Genomic DNA, 25,788 nt, shown 5'->3' on the forward strand with positions numbered 1-25,788 from the left:
CCGGGTCTGCATAGGGCCTCATATGTGGATAACTGACCGTCCGCCCGGTACAATGGCGGTTTGTTTTGCCTCATCCGGCTTTCAACTCAGGGGATATCCGTGTCAGTGGAACTTTGGCAGCAGTGCGTGGAGCTTCTGCGCGATGAACTGCCTGCCCAGCAATTCAACACCTGGATCCGTCCGCTACAGGTCGAAGCCGAAGGCGACGAGTTGCGCGTCTACGCGCCCAACCGCTTCGTGCTCGATTGGGTCAATGAAAAGTACCTGGGTCGTCTGCTCGAGCTGTTGGGCGAACACGGCAACGGCATTGCGCCGGCGCTTTCCTTATTAATAGGTAGCCGTCGTAGTTCTGCTGCGCGGGCTGCCCCGAATGCGCCGGTGAGCGCTGCCGTCGCCGCGACCTTGGCGCAGCAGGCTCAGGTTCAGCCTGCCGCACCGATCGTGCTGCCGAGCGAGCCGGTCATGGCGCCGGTGGCCGAGCCGCTTACCAGCGATATCGAAGAGTCCGCTTCGCGCAACAGCTTCGACAGCATGGCTGAGCCCAGCGCGGCGCCCGCAGCAACGGGCCGCACCGAACAACGTACGGTGCAGGTCGAAGGCGCGCTCAAGCACACCAGCTACCTGAACCGCACCTTCACCTTCGAGACCTTCGTGGAAGGTAAGTCGAACCAGTTGGCCCGTGCGGCTGCCTGGCAGGTCGCGGACAACCCCAAGCATGGCTACAACCCACTGTTCCTGTATGGCGGTGTCGGCCTGGGTAAAACGCACTTGATGCATGCTGTGGGTAACCACCTGCTGAAGAAGAACCCGAATGCCAAGGTCGTCTACCTGCATTCCGAGCGCTTCGTCGCCGACATGGTCAAAGCCCTGCAGCTGAACGCGATCAACGAATTCAAACGTTTCTATCGCTCGGTCGATGCGCTGCTGATCGACGACATCCAGTTCTTCGCCCGCAAGGAGCGTTCGCAGGAAGAGTTTTTCCACACCTTCAACGCCCTGCTCGAGGGCGGTCAGCAGGTGATTCTCACCAGTGACCGCTACCCGAAGGAGATCGAAGGCCTGGAAGAGCGCCTGAAGTCGCGCTTCGGTTGGGGCCTGACGGTGGCTGTCGAGCCGCCGGAGCTGGAAACCCGCGTGGCGATCCTCATGAAGAAGGCCGACCAGGCCAAGGTCGAGCTGCCGCATGATGCCGCGTTCTTCATCGCCCAGCGCATCCGTTCCAACGTACGTGAACTCGAAGGTGCCTTGAAGCGGGTGATCGCTCACTCGCACTTCATGGGCCGCGATATCACCATCGAGCTGATTCGTGAATCGCTCAAGGATCTGCTGGCGCTGCAGGACAAACTGGTGAGTGTGGATAACATCCAGCGCACCGTGGCCGAGTACTACAAGATCAAGATCTCCGATCTGCTGTCCAAGCGCCGTTCTCGCTCTGTAGCGCGCCCGCGCCAGGTGGCCATGGCCCTGTCGAAGGAGCTGACCAACCACAGCTTGCCGGAGATCGGCGACATGTTTGGCGGCCGCGACCATACCACCGTGCTGCACGCCTGCCGCAAGATCAACGAATTGAAGGAATCCGACGCGGACATCCGCGAGGACTACAAGAACCTGCTGCGTACACTGACGACCTGATGACCGTCTGCGTAGCTAATTGAAGGCAAGGGACTAGACCATGCATTTCACCATTCAACGCGAAGCCCTGTTGAAACCCCTGCAACTGGTCGCAGGCGTCGTCGAGCGCCGCCAGACCTTGCCGGTCCTGTCCAACGTCCTGCTGGTCGTACAGGGCCAGCAGCTGTCGTTGACCGGTACCGACCTGGAAGTCGAACTGGTTGGCCGCGTTCAACTGGAAGAGCCTGCCGAGCCGGGCGAGATCACTGTCCCGGCGCGCAAGCTGATGGACATCTGCAAGAGCCTGCCCAGCGATGTGCTGATCGACATCAAGGTCGACGAGCAGAAGCTGCTGGTCAAGGCCGGCCGCAGCCGCTTCACCCTGTCCACCCTGCCCGCCAACGACTTCCCGACCGTGGAAGAAGGTCCGGGCTCGCTGACTTGCAACCTGGAACAGAGCAAGCTGCGCCGCCTCATCGAGCGCACCAGCTTCGCCATGGCCCAGCAAGATGTGCGCTACTACCTCAACGGCATGCTGCTGGAAGTGTCGACCGACACCCTGCGCGCAGTAGCCACCGATGGCCACCGCCTGGCCCTGTGCGCCATGCAGGCGCCGATCGGCCAGGCCGAGCGTCACCAGGTCATCGTGCCTCGCAAAGGTATCCTTGAGCTGGCGCGCCTGCTCACCGACCCGGAAGGCATGGTCAGCATCGTCCTTGGCCAGCACCATATTCGCGCGACCACCGGTGAGTTCACCTTCACCTCCAAGCTGGTCGACGGCAAGTTCCCGGACTACGAGCGCGTGTTGCCGAAAGGCGGCGACAAGCTTGTGGTTGGCGATCGTCAGGCTCTGCGTGAGGCGTTCAGCCGTACCGCGATCCTGTCGAACGAAAAGTACCGTGGTATTCGCCTGCAACTCGCGGCTGGGCAGCTGAAGATCCAGGCCAACAACCCTGAGCAGGAAGAAGCGGAAGAAGAGATCAGCGTCGACTACAACGGCAGCTCGTTGGAGATCGGTTTCAACGTCAGCTACCTGCTGGACGTGCTGGGTGTCATGACCACTGAACAGGTGCGCCTGATTTTGTCGGACTCCAACAGCAGCGCCCTGGTACAGGAAGCCGGCAATGATGACTCGTCCTACGTTGTCATGCCGATGCGTCTGTAACTCGTAGCAGGCGAAATGTCCCTTCTACGCCTTTCGGTCACCGCGGTGCGCAACCTGCACCCGGTGACCCTCTCACCCTCCCCCCGCATCAACATCCTGTACGGCGACAATGGCAGCGGCAAAACCAGCGTGCTCGAAGCCGTGCATTTGCTTGGGCTGGCGCGCTCGTTCCGTAGCACGCGGCTGAACCCGGTCATTCAATACGAACAGCCCACCTGTACGGTCTTTGGCCAGGTAGAACTGGCTGAAGGTGGCACAAGTAACCTGGGTGTTTCTCGCGAACGCCAAGGTGATTTCACCATCCGTATTGACGGGCAGAACGCACGTAGTGCTGCGCAGCTCGCCGAAATGCTGCCCTTGCAATTGATCAACCCTGACAGTTTCAGGTTGCTCGAAGGTGCTCCCAAGGTACGCCGGCAGTTCCTCGACTGGGGCGTGTTCCACGTGGAACCACGCTTCATGGCCACCTGGCAACGTCTTCAGAAGGCCCTGCGGCAGCGGAACTCATGGCTGCGGCATGGTACACTTGACGCCGTTTCGCAAGCCGCCTGGGATCGGGAGTTGTGTCTCGCCAGTGCGGAGATAGATGAATACCGTCGCAACTATATCAAGGCCTTGAAGCCCGTCTTCGAGCGAACCCTGAGCGAACTGGTCGAGCTGGAAGGGTTGACCCTGAGCTACTACCGAGGCTGGGACAAGGACCGGGAACTCAACGAAGTCCTCGCTACCTCTCTCCTTCGTGATCAGCAGATGGGCCATACCCAGGCTGGGCCACAGCGTGCTGATCTGCGCCTTCGATTGGGGGCAAACAACGCTGCCGACATCCTTTCGCGCGGGCAGCAGAAGCTGGTTGTCTGCGCCCTGCGAATTGCTCAGGGCCATCTGGTTAGCCAGGTTCGTCGCGGTCAGTGTATTTATCTGGTGGATGACTTGCCGTCCGAACTGGACGAGCAGCACCGCCGCGCCCTGTGCCGCTTGCTTGAAGAATTGAACTGCCAGGTGTTCATCACCTGTGTAGACCACGAATTTCTGAGGGAAGGCTGGCAAACGGAAACGCCAGTCGCTTTGTTCCACGTGGAACAGGGCCGTATCACCCAGACCCACGACCATCGGGAGTGAAGGCATGAGCGAAAATCAAACGTACGACTCCTCCAGCATTAAAGTGCTGAAAGGGCTGGATGCCGTACGCAAGCGTCCCGGCATGTACATTGGCGACACCGATGACGGCAGCGGCCTGCACCACATGGTATTCGAGGTGGTCGACAACTCCATCGACGAGGCCCTGGCCGGGCACTGCGATGACATCACCGTCATCATTCACACCGACGAATCCATCAGTGTCCGCGACAACGGCCGCGGTATCCCGGTCGATGTGCACAAAGAAGAAGGCGTGTCGGCAGCCGAAGTCATCATGACTGTGCTGCACGCCGGCGGTAAGTTCGATGACAACTCCTACAAGGTTTCCGGCGGTCTGCACGGTGTAGGTGTTTCCGTGGTGAACGCGCTGTCCGAGAAGCTGGTGCTCACCGTTCGCCGCAGCGGCAAGATCTGGGAGCAGACTTACGTTCATGGTGTGCCACAGGCACCGATGGCCGTGGTTGGTGAAAGCGAAACCACCGGTACCCACATCCACTTCAAGCCTTCGGCTGAAACCTTCAAGAACATCCACTTCAGCTGGGACATCCTCGCCAAGCGTATCCGCGAACTGTCCTTCCTGAACTCCGGCGTTGGCATCCTGCTCAAGGATGAACGCAGCGGCAAGGAAGAGTTCTTCAAATACGAAGGCGGCCTGCGCGCATTCGTCGAGTACCTGAACACCAACAAGACCCCGGTCAACTCCCAGGTCTTCCACTTCAACGTCCAGCGTGACGATGGTGTCGGTGTCGAAGTCGCCCTGCAGTGGAACGACAGCTTCAACGAAAACCTGCTGTGCTTCACCAACAACATCCCGCAGCGCGATGGTGGTACCCACCTGGTCGGCTTCCGTTCCTCGCTCACCCGTAGCCTCAACAGCTACATCGAGCAGGAAGGCCTGGCCAAGAAGAACAAGGTCGCCACCACCGGTGACGACGCCCGCGAAGGCCTGACCGCGATCATTTCGGTCAAGGTGCCGGACCCCAAGTTCAGCTCTCAGACCAAGGACAAGCTGGTTTCCTCGGAGGTGAAAACCGCCGTGGAACAGGAGATGAACAAGTACTTCGCTGACTTCCTGTTGGAAAACCCCAACGAAGCCAAGGCCGTTGTCGGCAAGATGATCGACGCTGCCCGTGCCCGTGAAGCCGCGCGCAAGGCCCGTGAGATGACCCGCCGCAAAGGCGCGCTGGACATCGCCGGCCTGCCGGGCAAACTGGCCGACTGCCAGGAGAAGGACCCTGCCCTCTCCGAACTGTACCTGGTGGAGGGTGACTCCGCAGGTGGTTCGGCCAAGCAAGGCCGCAACCGTCGCACCCAGGCGATCCTGCCGCTCAAGGGCAAGATCCTCAACGTCGAAAAAGCTCGCTTCGACAAGATGATCTCGTCGCAAGAGGTCGGTACCTTGATCACCGCCCTGGGTTGTGGCATCGGCCGCGAAGAGTACAACATCGACAAGTTGCGCTATCACAACATCATCATCATGACCGATGCTGACGTCGACGGTTCGCACATCCGTACCCTGCTGCTGACCTTCTTCTTCCGTCAGCTGCCAGAGCTGGTGGAGCGTGGCTACATCTATATCGCCCAGCCGCCGCTGTACAAGGTGAAGAAAGGTAAGCAGGAGCAGTACATCAAGGACGACGAGGCCATGGAAGAGTACATGACCCAGTCGGCCCTGGAAGATGCCAGCCTGCATCTGGACGAGTCGGCACCTGCCGTTTCGGGCGTACAGCTCGAATCGCTGGTGAACGATTTCCGCGCCGTGATGAAGACACTCAAGCGCCTGTCGCGCCTGTACCCGGAAGAGCTGACCGAGCACTTCATCTACCTGCCAAAAGTCACCCTCGAGCAACTGGCTGACAAGGCACAGATGGACGAGTGGCTGAAAGCTTTCCAGCTGCGCCTGGATAACAGCCAGCGCTCCGGCTTGGCGTACAAGGCTGCCTTGCACGAAGACAAGGAACGCAATATCTGGCTGCCCGTGGTGGAAACCACCTCTCACGGCCTAGCCAGCTACGTGACCTTCAACCGTGATTTCTTCGGCAGCAATGACTACCGCAGCGTCGTCACCCTCGGTGAAAACCTCAGCACCCTGTTGGGTGAGGGTGCCTACGTCAAGCGTGGCGAGCGTCGCAAGTCGGTCACCGAGTTCAAGGAAGCGCTCGACTGGCTGATGAACGAAAGCACCAAGCGCCACACTATCCAGCGTTACAAAGGGCTGGGTGAGATGAACCCTGACCAGCTGTGGGAAACCACCATGGACCCAACCGTGCGCCGCATGCTCAAGGTGACCATTGAAGATGCGATCGCCGCTGACCAGCTGTTCAACACCTTGATGGGTGATGCGGTCGAACCGCGTCGTGAGTTCATTGAGAATAACGCGCTGTCGGTGTCCAACCTGGACTTCTGATCCAGCTGACTGCGCGATATCTGCAAAGGCCAACCCATATTGGGTTGGCCTTTTTCGTTCCATGTGGAACAAGATCCTACGGCCCTGATCCCTCTCAGCTTCCTTGCTGAGTGCTTCTGCCTACAGCTTGCTCTCGCAACTTCATACATTCTGCACAAGAGTCAGGGCGTTAGCCCGGACGCAGATTTTAGTGAAAGAGAGCTAAGCAAAAAATGGATAGCACCTGTATATACCCACTGACCGACAGTGAACGCAATCAACTGGCCACCGGTCTGGGCAAGGTCAATTATGATCCCCAAGGCGGGCAGAGCTACATCACCGATCTGCGCATCATGGCTGCTTCAAACCTGCCACGCAGGGTGATTGATGTGCTGGCCAACCAACGGGCTTCGCTGCGTCCGAAACCCTATCTGATATTCGAAAACCTGCCGACCGACGAGGCGGTTTTCACTACCCCAGATCCCGGAGTATTCACTCCCGCGGCCAAGAGCGGCACGCTGAGTGAAAATCTGATCATGGCCTTTGCTTCTCTGATTGGTGAGCCCTATTCGATTCAGTTTGAAGGGGCTGATATCGTCAATAATCTTATCCCCAGCCCTTCGGCCAAGCGCGAGTACACAGGCTTGGGCTCCGAGGTCGAGCTCAGTTTTCATATCGAGAACGCAGCGCTTAAGTACATGGACAACGCCAGTTTTTCTCCGCTTGGGTTGCTGTTGACCGGTGTTCGCCACGACCCGGCTGGGCCGCTGACTCGTCTTGCCGATGCACGTGATGCGCTCGGCATGCTCGAAGAGTCCGAGGTGGAGTGTTTGCGACAGCCCTTGTATCGAATCAAGGTACCCCATCGTTGGCGAAGCCAGGGCGCGTTCGCTACCGAGCCAGTTGCGATGCTAAGCGGCGAGCTGGACTTCCCCGAGATCAGCGCGGTGTTTTACCCGGACATGGTCGAGGCTTTAAGCAAACCGGCAGCGGATGCGATGGCGCGTTTCTGTGATGCGATCAGGCAGGTATCGGTGGGGCTGGACATCAAGCCAGGTCGGCTACTGTACATCGACAATCGTTTCACGCTGCACGCGCGCGATAGTTTCGAACCCTCCTTGGATGCGTTTTCCAACCCGTTGCGTTGGGTACAGCGGGTCTTCGTCAGCAAAAGTCTCTGGAGTCACCGCCGGCTGGAAATGGTCAAGTCTCGAGTATTCATGCCACGAGCCCAAGCACTATGATCAACAGCCTCTTCGCGATATTGCCAATCTTCCTGCTCATCGTGGTCGGCTATGCCAGCAAACGCTGGGTCCTGAATGACGATGGCTGGTGGAAGTATGTGGACAAGTTGGTCTACTACCTGTTCTTCCCTGCCTTATTGATACTGGATGTCAGCAGGGCAGATTTTTCCGGTGGTGAAACCTCAGCGGCCATTGCCGCCACTATGATGGCGACGCTGGCTGTTGGCGCGCTGATCTTCATCGGGCGGGTTTTCGTCAAAACCAGGAATGATCTGTTCACCTCGATCTTCCAAGGAGGGGTTCGCTACAACTCATACGTGTTCATCGCCCTGGCTCATTCCCTTTATGGGGTGGAAGGCGTTGCACTCTCAGGCGTGTTTGTCGCTTACCTGATTGTGTTGACCAATGTCATGAGTGTGCTGGTAATGAATCACTTCGGTGATACCGGCAGGAAATCACTGGCCGGCATGTTTGGCGCTTTGGTGAAGAATCCGCTGATCATTGCAGCAATACTCGGATTGGTAATGAACAACCTGGGTGTAGGTTTCGGCGGCGCTATCGAGCAGTTCATGACCTACCTCGCCGGTGCCGCGACGCCGTTGAGCCTCATGTCGGTGGGCGCGGGGTTGATGTTTAACCTGCAGGCTAATCGTGTGCTAGCCACTCTTTACGTGGTTGGCCTCAAGTTGATGCTGATGCCAATGATCACCTTCGGGTTATTGCTGGCGCTGGGCGCTTCGGGTGTGGCTGCCAATGTGGCACTGCTCTATGCCTGTGTTCCCTGTGCCGGGAACGCTTACATCTTGGCCAGGCAGATGGGCGGAGACGCACCGGCAATGGCATCCATGATCACCTGGACCACGCTGGTTTCCACACTGAGCATCACTCTGATCGTAAGCACGCTGACGCTTTAGTTCGGCTTCACCGGCCAAGCGTCTTTACCTTATATAGGGGCTGCACTCGCTCGGGCCAAACTGCCGAGCGAGTTTGCCAAGGCGGTCCAACGGATACGGTATCTGCGCAGGCGCAGCCTGATGAGTGTTCCACGTGGAACGCTTCAAAGTCCCAAGGCTTTGAGACGCCGATAAAGCGTACGTTCGCTCATGCCCAGATGCGCTGCGAGTTCGCTTCTAGACCCCCTGAAAGTTTCCAGCGCATGGGCCAACTGCGGCATTTCATGTTTCCCGCGACCACGCAAAGCCTTGTGATCAACCACCGGATGGAGGCCCTCGGGAAGATGCTCGGGGCGTATCAGACCGTCATCGGCGAACAGGCGAGCCCGCTCCAGAATATTTCGCAGCTCGCGAATATTGCCGGGGAAGCTATGCAGGCTGAGTCGTTCAAGCGCCTGAGCAGTGACCTTCGGGGACTGCTTGCCCGCCATCCTTTGCAACAGGCTTTCACAGAGCAAAGGCAAATCTTCAGCCCGCTCGCGCAAGGCCGGTAACCGTATCGGGAAACCGCTGATGCGGTAATACAGGTCTTCCCGGAACGTGCCATTAGCAGCCATGTCCTTGAGTGGCTTGTGGGTTGCTGAGACCAAACGAAAATCCGAATGCACCGTGCGCGTGCTGCCGACCGGGCGGAAACTGCCGGACTCGATCAAGCGCAGCAGTTTCACCTGCATGGCCAGCGGCACTTCGCCGATTTCGTCAAGGAACAGGGTGCCGCCATGGGCCGCTTCAGCCAGGCCGATCTTGCGTTGAGTAGCGCCTGTGAAGGCGCCCTTCTCATAGCCGAACAATTCGCTCTCGAACAAAGACTCGGTCAAACCCGTACAGTCCACCACTACCAACGGCCCGTTGGCTCGGGGGCTTCCCAGGTGCAACGCGCGGGCGAACAGCTCCTTGCCCGTACCAGACTCACCTTGCAGCAATACCGGGATTTGCGCCGGCGCCGCCCGTTGCAAGCTGGCGACCGCCGCCTTGAAGGCCGTTGCGCGACCCACCAGGCCCTGCTCCTGCGGTTGTGCCGACGCCAGGGTGACGCTGGTGAGGCGCTCGACGAAGGCCACCACCCTGCCCTGATCGTCGAGGATCGGCCTCAGCTCCACATCCACATGTTCCGGTCCGCGAGGCGTGTGGTGGATGTGCAGCACGCGCTCGGGGACTTTGCTGTCCAGCGATTTGCGCAGCGGGCAGTGCTCACCGGCCTGGTCGCAGGGCACTGCGTAGTGGTGCGAGACCCGGTGGCATTTCTCGCCCACAGGCGCATGATCGTTGCTGCCGAACTGACGTCGGTAAGCAGCATTGGCGGCAAGGATGTTGTAGTCGGTGTCCAGGATGATGCTTGGCAGCACATCGTGTTCGAGGTAGGACACCAGCGCGAGAATCGCGGGATGGGAAGCGGCAAGCATGACAGCACCAGATAAAAGACCCGCCGAGCGTAGCAAGGACTGCCAATCACTGCCATCGGCTGACAGTCGACTGCCAGCAACTGTCACCTTTGGCGGTTGGGTACGGCGCTGTCGCGCAGCCTGTGCCGGCGCAAGGCCGCAGTTACGGGGCAGCGCGCCCATCAGAAAGGCATGGCATGCATCTTGATAAAGCACCGTTCACTGCCTAAGCCTTCAAGGAGGCACGGTGGATAACTGGAGAGCGCAATGATCATCGGCAACAACCTTCATGTTGAAGCATTCTTCGACAAGACCACCTCGACCATCAGTTACCTGGTGATGGACGGCGAGACTCGCCAATGTGCGTTGATCGACAGCGTGCTCGACTACGACCCCAAGTCCGGACGTACCTGCACGGCTTCTGCGGACCAGCTGATTGCCCGGGTGAATGAGTTGGGCGCCAAGGTTCAGTGGATCCTGGAAACCCACGTGCATGCCGACCACTTGTCTGCGGCGGCCTACCTCAAGGAGAAACTTGGCGGCCACACCGGCATCGGTGCGCAGATCACCCAGGTGCAGAAAGTGTTCGGCACCCTGTTCAACGCCGAGCCCGGGTTCGCTCGCGACGGCAGCCAGTTCGATGTGCTGTTCGTCGATGAGGAAGGTTTTCGCATCGGCAACCTGCATGCCCGCGCCCTGCACACCCCCGGGCATACGCCGGCCTGCATGAGCTACATGGTGCAGGACGCCGGCGAGACCGCCGTGTTTGTTGGCGACACCCTGTTCACGCCCGACTACGGCACTGCCCGTTGCGACTTCCCCGGCGCCAGCGCGACAACCTTGTACCAGTCGATCCGTCGGCTGCTGGCCTTCCCTGACCAGACGCAGTTGTTCATGTGCCACGACTACCTGCCGGGCGGCCGTGAGCTGCGCTACGTCACCACGGTGGCCGAGCAACGCGCCGACAACATTCATATTCATGAAGGCGTCAGCCAGGACAGCTTCGTGGCGATGCGCGAAGCCCGTGACAAGACCCTCGACATGCCCGTGCTGATCCTGCCTTCGGTACAGATCAACATGCGCAGCGGCCAGTATCCCGAGCCCGAGGAAAACGGCGTGAGCTACCTGAAGATCCCGCTGAACAAACTGTAAAGCGCATCACCTACATAACGAGATTCCAAGGAACACCGCCATGCCTGCCTTGCTGTCCCCTGCCGATTCATCCCCTGCCGACCACCACAAAGTGGTGATAGTCGGTGCCGGTGCCGCCGGTATCGCCACCGCCTCGAGCTTGATCGCCCGCGACCCGTCACTGGATATCGCCTTGATCGACCCCGCCGATGTGCACTACTACCAGCCTGGCTGGACCATGGTCGGCGCCGGTGTGTTCAAGGCACCGAGCACCGCCCACACCATGGCCGCCACCCTGCCCCGTGGCGTGCGCTGGATCAAGGCGCGGGTCGAAGGTTTCGACCCGCATGGGCAACTGGTCATGCTCGAAGGTGGTCGAGCCGTAAGTTACGAACAGCTGGTGGTGTGCCCGGGCCTCAAGCTCGACTGGAGCGCCATCGAAGGCTTGAGCGAGACACTCGGGCGCAACGGTGTCACGTCCAACTACCGCTACGACCTGGCGCCCTACACCTGGGAGCTGGTGCAGACGCTCAAGCAAGGCCGTGCCCTGTTCACCCAGCCGCCGATGCCGATCAAATGCGCGGGGGCGCCGCAGAAGGCCCTGTACCTGTCGTGCGATCACTGGTTGCGCAATGGCCGGCTCGGCAATGTCAGGGCCAGCTTCTTCAACGCGGGCGCCGTGCTGTTCGGTGTGCCGGACTACGTGCCGGCCTTGATGAGCTACATCGACAAGTACGGCGTCGACCTCAACTATCAGCATCGCCTGACGGCGGTAGATGGCCCGAACAAGCGCGCCACGTTCGTGCGCACACTGCCGGATGGCAGCAGCGAAACCCGCGTCGAGGCCTTCGACATGCTGCACGTGGTGCCGCCGCAAGTGGCACCGGACTTCATCCGCCAGAGCCCGCTGGCCGATGCCGCTGGCTGGGTGGATGTCGACCCGCACACCCTGCGCCACCGCCAGTTCGGCAATATCCACGCCTTGGGCGACGTGGCCAACACCAGCAACGCCAAGACCGCCGCCGCTGCCCGCAAGCAGGCACCGGTGGTGGCCAACAACGTACTGGTGGCCCTTGGGCGCCTGCCGACCTTGGCGCAATACGACGGCTATGGTTCCTGCCCGCTGACAGTGGAGCGCGGCAAGATCGTCCTTGCCGAGTTCACCTATGGCGGCAAGGTGGCACCGAGCTTCCCGCGCTGGTTGCTCGACGGGCGCAAGCCGACCCGCCTGGCCTGGCTGTTGAAAGCGCAGATCCTGCCGCCGCTGTACTGGAAGGCCATGCTCAAGGGCCGTGAATGGATGGCGCGGCCACAGCCGCTGGTGATCGAGGCGCAGCAGTGATCGAACAGCAGCTGCTGGGCGCCGGGCTCGGCGCAATCATTGGCGCGGTGCTGGCGCTGACCGGCGCCGGTGGCGGCATCCTCGCGGTGCCGCTGCTGGTGTTCGGCTTGGGCCTGAGCATGGTCGAGGCGGCGCCGATCGGCCTGCTCGCCGTTGGCCTGGCGGCGGCGGTGGGCGCCCTGCTCGGCTTGCGCGAAGGGCTTGTACGTTATCGCGCCGCACTGTTCATCGCCCTGATCGGCATCGTCGCCTCGCCCTTTGGCCTGATGCTCGCGCATCAATTGCCCAATACACCCTTGGCCCTGGTGTTCGCCGGGGTACTGGTTTACGCCTGCCTGCGCATCTGGCGCAAGGCGGCCAGGCAACTGCGCGGCGAAGCCAATGACGCCCATCGTTTCATCGAGCCCTGCGTGCTCAACCCCTTGCAAGGCCGCTTGCGCTGGACCCTGCCCTGCGCCAGGGCCCTGGCCTTTACTGGGCTGATGTCGGGGTTGCTGTCCGGCCTGCTGGGCGTGGGCGGTGGTTTCGTGATCATCCCGGCATTGAACCGCTACACCAACCTGCGCATGACCAGCATCGTCGCCACCTCGTTGGCCGTGATCGCCCTGGTGTCCACCGGTAGCGTGGTGAGCGCCAGCGTGGCCGGTGTGATGCACTGGCAGGTGGGGGTGCCCTTCGCCATCGGTGCGGTCATCGGCCTGCTGCTGGCGCGGCCGCTCGCCGCCCGCATCGCCGGCCCACGCCTGCAGCAGCTTTTCGCCGTGGCGGGCTGGGCGGCTGCGCTGCTGCTGGCCGGCAAGGCGCTACTCGGCTAGCAGCTCATCCTGCTCGGCGGCGCACAGCGCCAGCAGGTAATCCCACACCACCCGCAGGCGCACCGACTTGTGCAGTTCGCGGCGGGTGCAGATCCAGTAGCTGCGCTGGATGGTTTCGCTGGGCAGCACCCGCACCAGCTTCGGGTCGTGGCGGGCCATGTAGTTGGGCAGCACGGCAATGCCCAGCCCGGCTTGGGCGGCGTGCTGCTGGGCGATCACGCTGGTGCTGCGAAACGCCACGCTGGGTGAGCGGCAGAAGCTGTTGAGGAACAGCAGTTCCTGGCTGAACAACAAGTCGTCGACGTAACCGATCCAGCTGTGCCGGGCCAGGTCTTCGCGGTTGCGCAAGGGCGGTGCGCGGTCCAGGTAGGCTTGGCTGGCGTACAGCGCCAGGCGGTAGTCGGTGAGCTTGCGGGTGATCAGCAGGTCGGCGTTGGGGCGCTCCAGGTGGATGCTGATTTCGGCCTCGCGGTTGAGGATGCTGACGAAACGCGGCACCGCCACCAGCTCCACTTCCAGCCCCGGGTAGCGCTCGAACAACGCGTTCATGCGCGGGGTGAAGAACATGATGCCGATGCCTTCGGTGACCCCCAGGCGAATCTTGCCCAGGGGGGTGATGGCCTGGGTGATTTCCTCCTGCGCCAGCAGGGCGACGTTCTCCATGGCCTCGGCGTGCTTGAGCAGTGCCTGGCCGGAGGGGGTGAGGTCGTAGCCTTGGGCGTGCTGGACGAACAGCGCCGTGCCCAGGCTTTTCTCGATGCTCTCGATATGCCGGGCCACGGTGCTGTGGGTGGTGTTGAGGCGCTTGGCGGCGGTCAGCAGCCGGCCGCTGCGCTGCAACTCGAGGAAAAACCGCAGATCGTTCCAGTCGAACATGCTGATCCCTTTGGCTGTTCGTACTGGCCCTATCGCCGGCAAGCCGGCTCCCACAAGGGTCAGAAGGCTTGTATACCTGTGGGAGCCGGCTTGCCGGCGCTAGGGCCAGAGCAGACATGCCGCTGTGCTAAAACGCACAACGGCTGCGCAAAATCTCGTGTTTCCTCGGCGAAATTAATCAATAAGATGGACCGGGACAAGAATAATAATCAGGCGCGAGGTTGCACATGCCATCAGCCGATTCTGTCTACGACTACGTGGTCGTGGGTGCCGGGCCCGCCGGTTGCCTGCTGGCCAACCGTCTGTCCGCCGACCCTGCCTGCCGTGTCCTGCTGCTGGAAGCCGGTGGTCGCGACAACTATCCCTGGATTCACATCCCCGTCGGTTACCTCTACTGCATCGGCAACCCCCGCACAGACTGGTGCTTCAAGACCGAGGCGCAACCCGGCCTGAACGGCCGCGCCCTGGGTTATCCACGGGGCAAGGTGCTCGGCGGCTGTTCCTCGATCAATGGCATGATTTACATGCGCGGCCAGGCTGCCGACTACGACCGTTGGGCCGAGCAAGGCAACGACGGCTGGGCATGGAAGGACGTGCTGCCGTTGTTCAAGCAAAGCGAAAACCACTTCGCCGGCGCCAGCGACAGCCATGGCGGTGACGGCGAATGGCGGGTTGAACAGCAGCGCTACAGCTGGCCGATCCTCGATGCCTTCCGCGATGCCGCCGAGCAGAGTGGCATCGCCAAGGTCGACGACTTCAACACCGGCGACAACGCCGGCTGTGGATACTTTCAGGTCAATCAGCGCCGCGGTGTGCGTTGGAACTCGGCCAAGGCTTTCCTCAAACCCATCCTCAAACGGCCCAATCTGACCGTATTGACCGGCGTCGAGGTCGATCAGGTGCTGCTCAACAACACCCGGGCCCGGGCGGTGAAAGCGCGTTGGCAAGGCGCGTGGCATGAGTTCGGCGCACGCCGGGAAATCATTCTTTGCGCAGGCTCCGTGGGTTCACCCGGCATCCTGCAGCGCTCAGGCATCGGCCCGCGCAAGCTGCTCGAAGGGCTGGGCATCGGCGTGCGGCACGACATGCCCGGCGTCGGCGGCAACCTGCAGGACCACCTGCAACTGCGGCTGATCTACCAGATCGACAACACCCGTACCCTCAACCAGATGGCCAACAGCCTGTGGGGCAAGCTGGGCATGGGTCTGCGTTACGCCTACGACCGCAGCGGCCCGTTGGCCATGGCGCCGAGCCAGCTGGGGGCATTCGTGCGTTCTGGCCCGGAGCAGGCCACCGCCAACCTGCAGTATCACGTGCAGCCACTATCACTGGAGCGCTTCGGTGAGCCGCTGCATCGCTTCCCGGCCTTCACCGCCTCGGTGTGCAACCTGCGCCCGGTCAGCCGTGGGCGTATCGATATCCGCTCGGCGGACATGCACGCCGCACCCGTGATCGACCCCAACTACCTCAGTGCGCCCGAAGACCGGCAGGTGGCGGCAGATGCCATCCGCATGACCCGGCGCATCGTCCAGGCCCCTGCCCTGGCCGCTTTCGCCCCCCGCGAATACCTGCCCGGCCCTGCCCTGCAGAGTGAAGAAGACCTGCACCAGGCCGCCGGCCAGATCGGCACCACCATCTTCCACCCGGTGGGCACCTGCCGCATGGGCAATGGCGCGCTGGACGTTGTGGATAACCAGCTGCGCGTGCACGGCATTCCCGGCCTGCGCGTGGCCGACGCTTCGATCATGCCGCAGATCGTCTCCGGCAATACCTGTTCACCTACGTTGATGATCGCCGAGAAGGCGGCGCAACTGATCCTCAAGGGGGCCCGTACCCAGACCAACCTCAGCGACTCCAGCGCGATACCGACGCCCTGACCCGGGTGTTTGCAACAGCGACGGCGCGTGGTCGGAGGCCGTCGGCAGTGGAACAACAAGAATAATCACTGTGGCCCTCGGGCCGAGGACAGCAACGATGTCGGACTACATCCAGGAACAGGGGGCGGCGGCGAGCAGCTCCAGCGGTCGTGAAGAACGCAAGATCATTTTCGCGTCATCCCTCGGGACGGTGTTCGAGTGGTATGACTTTTTTCTCTATGGCGCGCTGGCCGCGGTCATCAGCAAGCAGTTCTTTGCTGGGGTCAACGACACCACCGCCTTCATCTTCGCCCTGATGGCCTTCGCCGCCGGCTTCCTGGTGCGCCCGTTCGGCGCCCTGGTGTTTGGTCGGCTGGGTGACATGATCGGGCGCAAGTACACCTTCCTGGTGACCATCGTGCTGATGGGCCTGTCGACCTTCGCGGTCGGCCTGCTGCCCACCTACGCCAGTATCGGCATTGCCGCGCCGATCATCCTGGTGATACTGCGCATGCTCCAGGGCCTGGCCCTGGGCGGGGAATACGGCGGCGCCGCCACCTATGTGGCCGAGCACGCCCCGCACGGCAAGCGTGGTTTCCACACCGGCTTCATCCAGTCCACCGCCACCCTCGGCCTGCTGCTGTCGCTGACCGTGGTGCTGGCCAGCCGCTACATCAGCGGCGACCAGTTCGAGACCTGGGGCTGGCGCCTGCCGTTCCTGCTGTCGATCTTCCTGCTGGCGATCTCCACCTGGATCCGCATGAGCATGCATGAATCGCCAGCCTTCGTGAAAATGAAGGCCCAGGGCAAGGTGAGCAAGTCGCCGATTCGTGAGTCGTTCAGCTCGTGGCCCAACCTCAAGGTGGTGCTGACCGCGCTGTTCAGCATCAACGCCGGGCAAGCGGTGACCTTCTATACCGCACAGTTCTACGTGCTGTTCTTCATGACCCAGATGCTCAAGATGGACCCGGCACAAGCCAACACCCTGTTGATCATCAGCGTGATCATTGGCGCGCCGTTCTTCGTGTTCTTCGGTTGGCTGTCGGACCGCGTCGGGCGCAAGCCGATCCTGATGCTCGGGCTGCTGCTGGCCACCGTCTGCTACTTCCCGATGTTCAAGGCCCTGAGCCATTACGCCAACCCGCAGATCGACGCCGCCAGCCGCCAGGCACCAATCGTGGTGAATGCCAACCCGCAGGGCTGCACCTTCCAGTTCGACCCGGTGGGCAAGGCGCGCTTCGATAGCCCGTGCGACAAGGTCAAGACCTTCCTGGTCAAGCAGGGCCTGCCCTACAGCTCGGTTGACGCCGCGGGCAGCGACGTTTCGGTGAGCATCGGCGACAAGACCATCAACGGCTTCGACGAAGCAGCCATGCGCAGCGCCATCGAGGCGGCCGGCTACCCGGCCAAGGCCGATCCGGCCCAGGTGAACCAGGTGATGGTGGTGGTGCTGATTGTCGCCATGATCCTGATTGCCACCATGACCTACGGGCCACTGGCGGCGGTGATGGTCGAGCTGTTCCCTACCCGCATCCGCTACACCTCGATGTCCCTGCCTTATCACATCGGCAATGGCTGGTTCGGTGGCTTCCTGCCGACGGTATCGTTCGCGCTGGTGGTGTACACCGGGGATATCTTCTACGGGCTGTGGTACCCAGTATTGATCACCGGGGTGAGCCTGGTGGTGGGGATTTTCTGCCTGAAAGAAACCAAGGATGTGGATATCGACAAGGTCTGAGTTTTTCACTGGGGCCTTCGCGGGTAAACCCGCTCCCACAGGTTGTGGGAGCGGGTTTACCCGCGAAGAAGCCAGCAGCGATTTCAACCCATAAAAAAACCGGCGTAAAAGCCGGTTTTTTTATAGCGCGAAAAAACTTATGCACGATTTTCGCAAAAACGTCATACAGAGAAATAAATAGCTAATTCAATCACTTAGCATCTATTTCAGACGACTAATGCAAAACTTGCTAACAAGTTATCCACAGATCGTCAGGCCGGCTGCTGCTCAGGATTTTCAGCCACTGGCGGCAGCGAACCCATGGCCCGCTGGGCTGCTTCGTTCCAGGCTTGGGCACGGTCGTTGAGCTCGGCAATGGCGCGTGGCCCGGTGCCGACTGCATACATCGGTTCGCCGATCACCACCTCGATGGTGCCCGAGCGCTTGCCCCAGCCTTCACGGGGCCAGAACTTGCCGGCGTTGTGGGCAACCGGCAGCACCGGCAGGCCGGCGTTCACCGCCAGGGCGGTACCGCCGCGGGAGAACTTGCCGATCTGGCCGTGAGGCACGCGGGTACCTTCTGGGAAGATCAGCACCCAGGTGCCCTGCTTGAGCAGCTCGTCGCCTTGGCTGGCGACCTGGCGCAGGGCCTCTTTCGGGTTTTTGCGGTCGATGGCGATCGGCCGCAGCATGGCCATGGCCCAGCCGAAGAACGGCACGTACAGCAACTCACGCTTGAGCACCTGGCTCAGCGGCGAGAAGTAGGCCGACAGGAAGAATGTCTCCCAGGTGCTCTGGTGGTTCGACAGGATTACGCAGGGCACCGTCGGCACGTTCTCGGCACCGGTGATCTTGTAATCGATGCCCAGGATCGTACGCACCAGGAACAGCGCGCAGCGGCACCAGTACACGTTGATGAACCGATAGCGCTTGGCGAACGGCAAGAACGGTGCAACGAAGAAGCTCAGCGAGCACCACAGCAGCGAACTGGTGCCCAACAGCAGGTAAAAAAGAAAGATTCTGATCGCCTGCAGGATCGACATAGTGGCATGTACCGTTGCGGGGCAGGCCCGCCTAAGGACAACGCGCCGCTGGGGCGCGCCGTTTAAATGAGTTGTCTGGCGATGGCGGCCAGATCGTCAAAAATCAGTGTGTTCTGCGGGATGCCTTTTTCAAGCGTCCGCTCACCCTTGCCGGTTTTCACCAGCACCGGTTGTGCATCGACGGCCAGCGCCGCCTCCAGGTCACCTTTGCTGTCACCGACGAACCAAACATCGGTCAGTGGCACCTGGTAGTGCTCGGCAATCGCCCGCAGCATGCCGGGCTTGGGCTTGCGGCATTCGCAGCCCTCGTCCGGCCCATGCGGGCAATGCACGATATAGCCCACCTCGCCGCCCTGCTCGGCCACCAGTGCGCGCAGGCGCGCATGCATGGCCTCGAGGGTTGCCAGCGAGTAATAGCCGCGGGCAATGCCGGACTGGTTGGTGGCCACGGCCACCGTCCAGCCGGCCTTGCTCAACTGCGCGATGGCCTCGATCGAGCCGGGAATGGGGATCCACTCGTCCAGCGACTTGATGTAGGCGTCGGAGTCGTGATTGATCACCCCGTCACGATCGAGAATCAGCAGTTTCAAGGCTTACCCCAGCAGCGAAATGTCGGCCACGCCCAGGAACAGGCCGCGCAGGCGGCTGAGCAGGGCATAACGGTTGGCACGTACCTTGGCATCTTCGGCGTTGACCAGCACCGCCTCGAAGAAGGCGTCGACCGGGTCGCGCAGGGCGGCCAGGCGGGCCAGCGCTTCGTTGTACTGACGCGCGGCCGCCATCGGTTGCACGGCCTGGTCGGCCTGCTGGATGGCCGAGTACAGCGAGAACTCGTTGGCGTTGTCGAAGTACTTCGGCTCGACCTGGTCGGCGATGGCGCCTTCGGCCTTGCTCAGCAGGTTCGACACGCGCTTGTTCGCCGCCGCCAGGGCACCGGCTTCCGGCAGCTTGCGGAACGCCTGCACGGCCTGCACGCGCTGGTCGAAGTCCAGGGCGGAGCCCGGCTTCAGGGCACGCACCGACAGGTAGGTGGCAACGTCGATGCCTTCGTCTTCATAGCGCGCACGCAGGCGGTCGAAGATGAACTCCAGCACCTGCTCGGACAGGCCGGCGGCCTTGACCTTGGCACCGAACTGCTTGACCGCGAACTCGACCGCGCTGGTCAGATCCAGGTCCAGTTGTTTCTCGATCAGGATGCGCAGCACGCCGAGGGCGGCACGGCGCAGGGCGTACGGGTCCTTGCTGCCGGTGGGCAGCATGCCGATGCCGAAAATGCCGACCAGGGTGTCGAGCTTGTCGGCGATGGCCACGGCAGCACCGGTGAGGGTCTGCGGCAGCTCGGCGCCAGCACCGCGCGGCATGTACTGCTCGTTCAGCGCCAGGGCGACGTCTTCTGGCTCGCCATCGTTGAGGGCGTAGTAGTAGCCGGCGATGCCCTGCATCTCAGGGAACTCGCCAACCATTTCCGAGGCCAGGTCGCATTTGGACAGCAGGCCGGCGCGGCCGGCGTTGGCGGCGCTGCCGCCGAGGTACGGGGCAATGAAAGCGGCCAGCTTGGAGACGCGCTCGGCTTTGTCGAACACGGTGCCCAGCTGAGCCTGGAACACCACGTTCTTCAGGCGTTCGTTGAAGCTTTCCAGAGGCTGCTTCTTGTCCTGCTTGAAGAAGAACTCGGCGTCGGTCAGGCGCGGGCGCACGACCTTTTCGTTACCTTGCACGATCTGCTTCGGATCGCGGCTCTCGACGTTGGCCACGGTGATGAAGCGCGGCAGCAGCTTGCCTTCGTTGTCCAGCAGGCAGAAGTACTTCTGGTTGTCCTGCATGGTGGTGATCAGGGCTTCCTGCGGCACCTCGAGGAAACGCTCCTCGAACGAGCACACCAGCGGCACCGGCCACTCGACCAGTGCGGTCACTTCGTCCAGCAGCGCTGGCGGCACGATCGCGGTGCCTTCCTGCTGCATGGCCAGTTCGGCGGTGCGCTTGCTGATCAGCTCGCGACGCTCGGCGAAGTCGGCCAGCACGTAGGCTTTGCGCAGGTCTTCGACGTAGTTGGCCGGGGTGGTGATGACCACGGTCTCCGGGTGGTGGAAGCGGTGGCCACGGGATTCACGGCCGGCTTTTTGCGCGAGGATGGTGCAGTCGACGACCTGATCGCCCAGCAGCATCACCAGCCACTGGGTCGGGCGCACGAATTCTTCACGGCTGGCGCCCCAGCGCATGCGCTTGGGAATCGGCAGGTCGTTGAGCGAGTCTTCGACGATGGTCGGCAGCAGGCTGGCGGTCGCCTTGCCCGGGATGTGCTGGGAGAAGCGCAGCTTCGCGCCGCTCTGGTCGATGTCCGACAGCTCCACACCGCACTTCTTGGCAAAGCCCAGGGCGGCCTGGGTCGGCTCGCCGTCCTTGAAAGCAGCCTGCATGGGTGGGCCATCGATGTTGATGCTGCGGTCCGGCTGCTGCACGTCGAGCTGGCGGATCAGCACGGCCAGGCGGCGCGGCGCGGCGTAGACCTGCTTGGCGGTGTAGTTCAGGCCGGCGGCCTGCAGGCCTTTCTCGATACCGGCGAGGAAGGCGTCGCCCAGCGACGACAGGGCCTTGGGTGGCAGCTCTTCGGTGCCCAGTTCAACCAGGAAATCTTGAGCACTCATTGTGCAGCCTCCAGCTTAGCCAACACTTCGTCACGCAGTTCAGGGGTGGCCATCGGGAAGCCCAGGCGTGCGCGGGCTTGCAGATAGCTTTGCGCCACGTCACGGGCGAGCGTGCGTACACGCAGGATGTAGCGCTGGCGCTCGGTTACCGAGATGGCGCGGCGGGCGTCCAGCAGGTTGAAGGTGTGCGAGGCCTTCAGGACCATTTCATAGGTCGGCAGCGGCAGCTCCAGCTTGATCAGGCGGTTCGCTTCGCTTTCATAGAAGTCGAACAGTTCGAACAGCTTCTCGACGTTGGCGTGCTCGAAGTTGTAGGTCGACTGCTCCACTTCGTTCTGGTGGAACACGTCGCCATAGGTGACCTTGCCGAACGGGCCGTCGGCCCACACCAGGTCGTAGACCGAGTCCACGCCCTGGATGTACATGGCCAGGCGCTCCAGGCCGTAGGTGATTTCACCGGTGACCGGGTAGCACTCGATGCCGCCGACCTGCTGGAAGTAGGTGAACTGGGTCACCTCCATGCCGTTCAGCCAGATTTCCCAGCCCAGGCCCCAGGCGCCGAGGGTTGGCGATTCCCAGTTGTCTTCGACGAAGCGAATGTCGTGAACCAGTGGGTCCAGGCCGATGGCTTTCAGCGAGCCCAGATACAGCTCCTGGAAGTTCGCCGGGTTTGGCTTGAGCACTACCTGGAACTGGTAGTAGTGCTGCAGGCGGTTGGGGTTTTCGCCATACCGCCCGTCGGCAGGGCGACGGCTAGGCTGCACATAGGCGGCGTTCCAGGTTTCCGGGCCGACGGCGCGCAGGAACGTGGCGGTATGGAAAGTGCCGGCGCCTACTTCCATATCGTAGGGCTGAAGCACCACACAACCTTGAGCTGCCCAGTAGTTCTGCAGGGCGAGGATCAGGTCTTGGAAGGTACGCACGGCTGGCGTAGGCTGGCTCACGAAATTCACCTGTATCTGGGGATGCGGATGTAAAGAGCGGGAGTATAACCCGTTTCGCCTCGCCCTCTACTCATTGGAGCCTTATGCCACGCTGCTTTTGGTGTTCCGACGACCCGTTGTACCAGGCCTACCACGATCAGGAGTGGGGAACGCCGCAACGTGACCCGGCGTTGCTGTTCGAGATGCTTTTGCTCGAAGGGTTCCAGGCGGGCTTGTCGTGGATCACGGTCTTGAAGAAGCGCGAGCGTTATCGCGAGGTGTTGCACGGCTTCGACCCGCTGAAACTCTCGCAGCTCAGCGACGAGCGCATCGAGGAACTGATGCTCGACCCCGGCATCATCCGCAACCGCCTCAAGCTCAAGGCCGTGCGGCGCAATGCGCTGGCCTGGCTGGCTGTGGATAACCCTGCCGAGTGGCTGTGGTCGTTCGTGGGCGGTGAGCCGAAGATCAACCATTTCACCGGCCGCAGCGACGTACCGGCGGTCACCGAGGAAGCCAAGGCCATGAGCAAAGCCTTGCAGAAAGCCGGCTTCACCTTTGTCGGCCCGACCATCTGCTACGCCTTCATGCAGGCTACCGGCATGGTCATGGACCACACCACCGACTGCGATCGCTACGCCGCGCTGGTGCGCTGACGGGGTACAATGCGCGCCTTGCTGAAATAAGGAATTCGCCTGTGGAAAAGTTCAAGGGCGCCCTGATGGTCGGGGTGCTGCGACTGTTCGCCAAGTTGCCCTGGGGCGCGGTGCAGCGCGTTGGCGCCGGCATCGGCTGGCTGATGTGGAAGATCCCCAACGGCTCGCGCAATGTGGTGCGCATCAACCTGGCCAAGTGCTTCCCCGAGATGAACCCGGCCGAGCGTGAGCAGCTGGTGGGCCGTGCGCTGAAAGACATCGGCAAGTCGTTTGTCGAAAGTGCCTGCGCCTGGATCTGGCCGCCGCAACGCTCGCTGGAGCTGGTCAAGGAAGTGCACGGCCTGGAAGTGCTGGAGCAGGCCCTGGCCTCGGGCAAGGGCGTGGTCGGCATCACCAGCCACCTGGGCAACTGGGAAGTGCTCAACCACTTCTATTGCAACCAGTGCAAACCGATCATCTTCTACCGCCCGCCGAAGTTGAAAGCCGTGGATGACCTGCTGCGTGAGCAGCGCGTGCAGATGGGCAACCGCGTGGCGCCTTCGACCAAGGAAGGGATTCTCAGCGTCATCAAGGAAGTGCGCCGTGGTGGCCAGGTGGGTATTCCGGCCGACCCGGAGCCGGCCGAGTCCGCCGGGGTGTTCGTGCCGTTCCTGGGGACCCAGGCGCTGACCAGCAAGTTCGTGCCGAACATGCTGGCCGGTGGCAAGGCGGTGGGGGTGTTCCTGCATGCCCTGCGGCTGCCGGACGGCTCGGGCTTCAAGGTGTTCCTGGAAGCGGCGCCGGAAGAGATGTACAGCACCGACGTCAACGTGTCGGCAGCGGCGATGAGCAAAGTGGTCGAGCGCTATGTGCGCGAGTACCCGAGCCAGTACATGTGGAGCATGAAGCGCTTCAAGAAGCGCCCGGCTGGCGAGGCGCGCTGGTATTGAGTTATCCACTGCCCCTGCTTTAGCAGGGGCTCTGTGGGAGCGGGTTTACCCGCGAAGCAGGCGCTGCGGTGCATGGCACCGGCTTCGCCGGTGTTCGCGGGTGAACCCGCTCCCACAGAGACTGCGTCAAGTCGATGTTTTGCTGAGCTTCTTGAGAAACACCGTCATCTCCTTCTCGGCCTGCTTGTCCCCATGGGCCTGCGCCGCCTCGATCCCCTCTTCCCAGGCCCTGCGCGCCCCAGCCAGGTCCCCCTGCAACTGATACGCCTTGCCCAGCAGCTTCCACGCCGCCGAATACTTCGGGTCCTGCTTCACGCAACTGGCCAGGTGCACCGCCGCCTCAGCGCCATTGCCTTCATCCAGCCAGGCCTTGCCCAGGCCGAAGCGCAGCAACGGGTTATCCACACCCTTGGCCAGCATCTTCTCCAGCGATTCGCGCATAGGTTTCTCTCCCGGATCCATGATGTTGCGGGTGCCTGTGGGAGCGGGTTCACCCGCGAATGCGTTGGTGAATCAATAATCGCATTCGCGGGTAAACCCGCTCCCACAGGGGGTCGGCTATCTCTTCTAACAGGGGCCGGCTTGTTCTTCTAGAAGAAGCTCAAGCCCACGTGGAACAGCTTCTCCACGTCCCGAATATGCTTTTTATCCACAACGAACAGGATCACATGGTCGCCCGACTCGATCACCGTGTCGTCATGGGCGATCAGCACTTCCTCATCGCGGATGATCGCGCCGATGGTGGTGCCCGGCGGCAGGGCGATGTCCTCGATGGCTTTGCCCACCACTTTGCTCGACTTCGCATCGCCATGGGCCACGGCCTCGATGGCCTCGGCCGCGCCACGGCGCAGTGAGTGCACGCTGACGATATCGCCGCGGCGCACATGGGCCAGCAGCGTGCCGATGGTGGCCAGCTGCGGGCTGATGGCGATGTCGATGTCGCCGCCCTGCACCAGGTCGACATAGGCCGGGTTGTTGATGATGGTCATCACCTTGCGCGCGCCCAGGCGCTTGGCCAGCAGCGACGCCATGATGTTGGCCTCGTCGTCGTTGGTCAGGGCCAGGAAGATGTCGGCGTCGGCGATGTTCTCTTCGAGCATCAGGTCCTTGTCCGAGGCGCTGCCCTGCAGCACCACGGTGCTTTCCAGGGTGTCGGAAAGGTGCCGGCAGCGCGCCGGGTTCATCTCGATGATCTTCACCTGGTAGCGGCTCTCGATGGCCTCGGCCAAGCGCTCGCCGATCTGCCCGCCACCGGCGATCACCACGCGCTTGTTGGTTTCGTCGATGCGCCGCAGTTCGCCCATCACCGCACGGATGTCCTTCTTCGCGGCAATGAAGAACACTTCGTCGTCGGCTTCGATCACCGTGTCGCCGCGGGGCGTGATCGGCCGGTCGCGGCGGAAGATTGCCGCCACGCGGGTGTCGACGTTGGGCATGTGGGCGCGGATCTGGCGCAGTTGCTGGCCCACCAACGGCCCGCCGTAATAGGCCCTGACCGCCACCAGCTGGGCCTTGCCCTCGGCGAAGTCGATCACCTGCAACGAACCTGGGTGTTCGATCAGGCGCTTGATGTAGTTGGTCACCACCTGCTCGGGGCTGATCAGCACGTCCACCGGGATGTGGTCGTTGTCGAACAGCTCTTCGCGGGTGAGGTAGGCCGATTCACGCACCCGGGCGATCTTGGTCGGGGTGTGGAACAGCGAGTAGGCCACCTGGCAGGCGACCATGTTGGTCTCGTCGCTGTTGGTCACCGCCACCAGCATGTCGGCGTCGTCGGCGCCGGCCTGGCGCAGCACCGTCGGCAGCGATGCGCGGCCCTGCACGGTGCGGATGTCCAGACGGTCGCCCAGGTCGCGCAGGCGCTCGCTGTCGGTGTCGACCACGGTGATGTCGTTGGCTTCGCTGGCCAGGTGTTCCGCCAGCGTACCGCCTACCTGCCCCGCGCCGAGGATGATGATCTTCATCCACTACTCCCTA

Annotated in this window: 21 protein-coding genes; 13 read left to right on the plus strand and 8 right to left on the minus strand. The window is 62.0% G+C overall.

Annotation, left to right across the window (positions count from 1 at the left end; translation table 11 throughout):
* The first annotated feature begins 99 nt into the window (after positions 1–99).
* The 6 genes from dnaA to EJA05_RS00030 all read left to right on the plus strand — a co-directional run bounded on the left by dnaA (position 100) and on the right by EJA05_RS00030 (position 8,457).
* The gene (gene dnaA / locus EJA05_RS00005) at positions 100–1,632 is read left to right on the plus strand and encodes a chromosomal replication initiator protein DnaA (protein WP_125856977.1); all 1,533 of its coding nucleotides are present in this window, start codon (positions 100–102) and stop codon (positions 1,630–1,632) included.
* Between the two features lie 40 nt (positions 1,633–1,672).
* Positions 1,673–2,776: a DNA polymerase III subunit beta gene (dnaN, locus tag EJA05_RS00010; RefSeq protein ID WP_110994060.1), complete on the plus strand. Its 1,104-nt coding sequence runs from the start codon at positions 1,673–1,675 to the stop codon at positions 2,774–2,776.
* Between the two features lie 15 nt (positions 2,777–2,791).
* A complete protein-coding gene (gene recF, locus EJA05_RS00015; protein ID WP_125462020.1) occupies positions 2,792–3,895 on the plus strand; it encodes a DNA replication/repair protein RecF in 1,104 nt (367 codons plus the stop codon).
* A 4-nt stretch (positions 3,896–3,899) separates the two neighbouring features.
* Positions 3,900–6,320 (plus strand): DNA topoisomerase (ATP-hydrolyzing) subunit B, encoded by a 2,421-nt coding sequence (gyrB, locus tag EJA05_RS00020; RefSeq protein ID WP_125856978.1) that lies wholly within the window; start codon positions 3,900–3,902, stop codon positions 6,318–6,320.
* 212 nt (positions 6,321–6,532) lie between these two features.
* Positions 6,533–7,543, plus strand: a complete 1,011-nt coding sequence (locus EJA05_RS00025; RefSeq protein ID WP_125856979.1) for a TauD/TfdA family dioxygenase — start codon at positions 6,533–6,535, stop codon at positions 7,541–7,543.
* Positions 7,540–8,457 (plus strand): AEC family transporter, encoded by a 918-nt coding sequence (locus EJA05_RS00030; protein WP_125856980.1) that lies wholly within the window; start codon positions 7,540–7,542, stop codon positions 8,455–8,457. Before EJA05_RS00025 ends, EJA05_RS00030 begins: the two co-directional genes overlap by 4 nt.
* Before the next feature lie 143 nt (positions 8,458–8,600).
* On the opposite strand, the gene EJA05_RS00035 is transcribed toward EJA05_RS00030, so the two are convergent.
* Positions 8,601–9,899: a sigma-54 interaction domain-containing protein gene (locus tag EJA05_RS00035; protein ID WP_125856981.1), complete on the minus strand. Its 1,299-nt coding sequence runs from the start codon at positions 9,897–9,899 to the stop codon at positions 8,601–8,603.
* A gap of 246 nt (positions 9,900–10,145) precedes the next feature.
* Here EJA05_RS00035 and EJA05_RS00040 point away from each other — a divergent pair, with 246 nt between their 5' ends.
* The 3 genes from EJA05_RS00040 to EJA05_RS00050 are packed head-to-tail and all read left to right on the plus strand — an operon-like array spanning position 10,146 to position 13,166.
* Entirely contained in the window at positions 10,146–11,030 is an 885-nt protein-coding gene (locus EJA05_RS00040) for an MBL fold metallo-hydrolase (RefSeq protein ID WP_125856982.1), read from the plus strand.
* Between the two features lie 40 nt (positions 11,031–11,070).
* Positions 11,071–12,351 (plus strand): NAD(P)/FAD-dependent oxidoreductase, encoded by a 1,281-nt coding sequence (locus EJA05_RS00045; RefSeq protein ID WP_125856983.1) that lies wholly within the window; start codon positions 11,071–11,073, stop codon positions 12,349–12,351.
* Positions 12,348–13,166 carry a sulfite exporter TauE/SafE family protein gene (locus EJA05_RS00050; protein ID WP_125856984.1) on the plus strand — a complete coding sequence of 273 codons (819 nt, stop codon included), beginning with the start codon at positions 12,348–12,350 and terminating at the stop codon, positions 13,164–13,166. Before EJA05_RS00045 ends, EJA05_RS00050 begins: the two co-directional genes overlap by 4 nt.
* Here EJA05_RS00050 and EJA05_RS00055 read toward each other — a convergent pair.
* Positions 13,155–14,042: a LysR family transcriptional regulator gene (locus EJA05_RS00055; protein ID WP_125462026.1), complete on the minus strand. Its 888-nt coding sequence runs from the start codon at positions 14,040–14,042 to the stop codon at positions 13,155–13,157. The two genes, EJA05_RS00050 and EJA05_RS00055, sit on opposite strands and share 12 nt — an antisense overlap.
* Before the next feature lie 227 nt (positions 14,043–14,269).
* On the opposite strand from EJA05_RS00055, the gene EJA05_RS00060 reads away from it, so the two are divergent.
* Both EJA05_RS00060 and EJA05_RS00065 read left to right on the plus strand, forming a co-directional pair.
* A complete protein-coding gene (locus EJA05_RS00060; protein WP_125856985.1) occupies positions 14,270–15,919 on the plus strand; it encodes a GMC family oxidoreductase in 1,650 nt (549 codons plus the stop codon).
* 97 nt (positions 15,920–16,016) lie between these two features.
* Positions 16,017–17,636 carry an MFS transporter gene (locus EJA05_RS00065; RefSeq protein ID WP_125856986.1) on the plus strand — a complete coding sequence of 540 codons (1,620 nt, stop codon included), beginning with the start codon at positions 16,017–16,019 and terminating at the stop codon, positions 17,634–17,636.
* A 251-nt stretch (positions 17,637–17,887) separates the two neighbouring features.
* Here the strand turns inward: EJA05_RS00065 and EJA05_RS00070 are convergent, their stop codons facing one another.
* From EJA05_RS00070 to glyQ, 4 genes are all read right to left on the minus strand, one after another.
* On the minus strand, positions 17,888–18,658 hold the full coding sequence (locus EJA05_RS00070; protein ID WP_125856987.1) for a lysophospholipid acyltransferase family protein: 771 nt from the start codon (positions 18,656–18,658) through the stop codon (positions 17,888–17,890).
* Positions 18,659–18,720: 62 nt separating this feature from the next.
* Positions 18,721–19,248, minus strand: a complete 528-nt coding sequence (gene gmhB / locus EJA05_RS00075; protein WP_125462030.1) for a D-glycero-beta-D-manno-heptose 1,7-bisphosphate 7-phosphatase — start codon at positions 19,246–19,248, stop codon at positions 18,721–18,723.
* Between the two features lie 3 nt (positions 19,249–19,251).
* Positions 19,252–21,303, minus strand: coding sequence for a glycine--tRNA ligase subunit beta (gene glyS / locus EJA05_RS00080; protein WP_125856988.1), 2,052 nt, complete (start codon positions 21,301–21,303; stop codon positions 19,252–19,254).
* Positions 21,300–22,247 carry a glycine--tRNA ligase subunit alpha gene (gene glyQ, locus EJA05_RS00085; protein ID WP_027592054.1) on the minus strand — a complete coding sequence of 316 codons (948 nt, stop codon included), beginning with the start codon at positions 22,245–22,247 and terminating at the stop codon, positions 21,300–21,302. The genes glyS and glyQ overlap by 4 nt, the downstream gene beginning before the upstream one ends.
* 83 nt (positions 22,248–22,330) lie before the next feature.
* Here glyQ and EJA05_RS00090 point away from each other — a divergent pair, with 83 nt between their 5' ends.
* Positions 22,331–22,882 (plus strand): DNA-3-methyladenine glycosylase I, encoded by a 552-nt coding sequence (locus EJA05_RS00090; RefSeq protein ID WP_125462032.1) that lies wholly within the window; start codon positions 22,331–22,333, stop codon positions 22,880–22,882.
* 41 nt (positions 22,883–22,923) lie between these two features.
* The gene (locus tag EJA05_RS00095; protein ID WP_125462033.1) at positions 22,924–23,811 is read left to right on the plus strand and encodes a lysophospholipid acyltransferase; all 888 of its coding nucleotides are present in this window, start codon (positions 22,924–22,926) and stop codon (positions 23,809–23,811) included.
* A 126-nt stretch (positions 23,812–23,937) separates the two neighbouring features.
* Here the strand turns inward: EJA05_RS00095 and EJA05_RS00105 are convergent, their stop codons facing one another.
* Positions 23,938–24,252: a tetratricopeptide repeat protein gene (locus EJA05_RS00105; RefSeq protein ID WP_125856989.1), complete on the minus strand. Its 315-nt coding sequence runs from the start codon at positions 24,250–24,252 to the stop codon at positions 23,938–23,940.
* A 149-nt stretch (positions 24,253–24,401) separates the two neighbouring features.
* Positions 24,402–25,775: a Trk system potassium transporter TrkA gene (gene trkA / locus EJA05_RS00110; RefSeq protein WP_110994077.1), complete on the minus strand. Its 1,374-nt coding sequence runs from the start codon at positions 25,773–25,775 to the stop codon at positions 24,402–24,404.
* Between the last annotated feature and the right edge of the window lie 13 nt (positions 25,776–25,788).

It is taken from the genome of Pseudomonas oryziphila (assembly GCF_003940825.1).
Classification (GTDB): domain Bacteria; phylum Pseudomonadota; class Gammaproteobacteria; order Pseudomonadales; family Pseudomonadaceae; genus Aquipseudomonas; species Aquipseudomonas sichuanensis.

What these genes read in the sequence shown, in the direction of transcription:
- gyrB (WP_125856978.1), top strand. Translation starts at nt 3,900, where the DNA reads ATGAGCGAAAATCAAACGTACGACTCCTCCAGCATTAAAGTGCTGAAA.
- EJA05_RS00105 (WP_125856989.1), bottom strand. Translation starts at nt 24,252, where the DNA reads ATGCGCGAATCGCTGGAGAAGATGCTGGCCAAGGGTGTGGATAACCCG.
- EJA05_RS00030 (WP_125856980.1), top strand. Translation starts at nt 7,540, where the DNA reads ATGATCAACAGCCTCTTCGCGATATTGCCAATCTTCCTGCTCATCGTG.
- EJA05_RS00045 (WP_125856983.1), top strand. Translation starts at nt 11,071, where the DNA reads ATGCCTGCCTTGCTGTCCCCTGCCGATTCATCCCCTGCCGACCACCAC.
- EJA05_RS00065 (WP_125856986.1), top strand. Translation starts at nt 16,017, where the DNA reads ATGTCGGACTACATCCAGGAACAGGGGGCGGCGGCGAGCAGCTCCAGC.
- EJA05_RS00040 (WP_125856982.1), top strand. Translation starts at nt 10,146, where the DNA reads ATGATCATCGGCAACAACCTTCATGTTGAAGCATTCTTCGACAAGACC.
- EJA05_RS00055 (WP_125462026.1), bottom strand. Translation starts at nt 14,042, where the DNA reads ATGTTCGACTGGAACGATCTGCGGTTTTTCCTCGAGTTGCAGCGCAGC.
- dnaN (WP_110994060.1), top strand. Translation starts at nt 1,673, where the DNA reads ATGCATTTCACCATTCAACGCGAAGCCCTGTTGAAACCCCTGCAACTG.
- EJA05_RS00090 (WP_125462032.1), top strand. Translation starts at nt 22,331, where the DNA reads ATGCCACGCTGCTTTTGGTGTTCCGACGACCCGTTGTACCAGGCCTAC.
- EJA05_RS00025 (WP_125856979.1), top strand. Translation starts at nt 6,533, where the DNA reads ATGGATAGCACCTGTATATACCCACTGACCGACAGTGAACGCAATCAA.
- recF (WP_125462020.1), top strand. Translation starts at nt 2,792, where the DNA reads ATGTCCCTTCTACGCCTTTCGGTCACCGCGGTGCGCAACCTGCACCCG.
- EJA05_RS00060 (WP_125856985.1), top strand. Translation starts at nt 14,270, where the DNA reads ATGCCATCAGCCGATTCTGTCTACGACTACGTGGTCGTGGGTGCCGGG.
- EJA05_RS00035 (WP_125856981.1), bottom strand. Translation starts at nt 9,899, where the DNA reads ATGCTTGCCGCTTCCCATCCCGCGATTCTCGCGCTGGTGTCCTACCTC.
- glyS (WP_125856988.1), bottom strand. Translation starts at nt 21,303, where the DNA reads ATGAGTGCTCAAGATTTCCTGGTTGAACTGGGCACCGAAGAGCTGCCA.
- EJA05_RS00070 (WP_125856987.1), bottom strand. Translation starts at nt 18,658, where the DNA reads ATGTCGATCCTGCAGGCGATCAGAATCTTTCTTTTTTACCTGCTGTTG.
- trkA (WP_110994077.1), bottom strand. Translation starts at nt 25,775, where the DNA reads ATGAAGATCATCATCCTCGGCGCGGGGCAGGTAGGCGGTACGCTGGCG.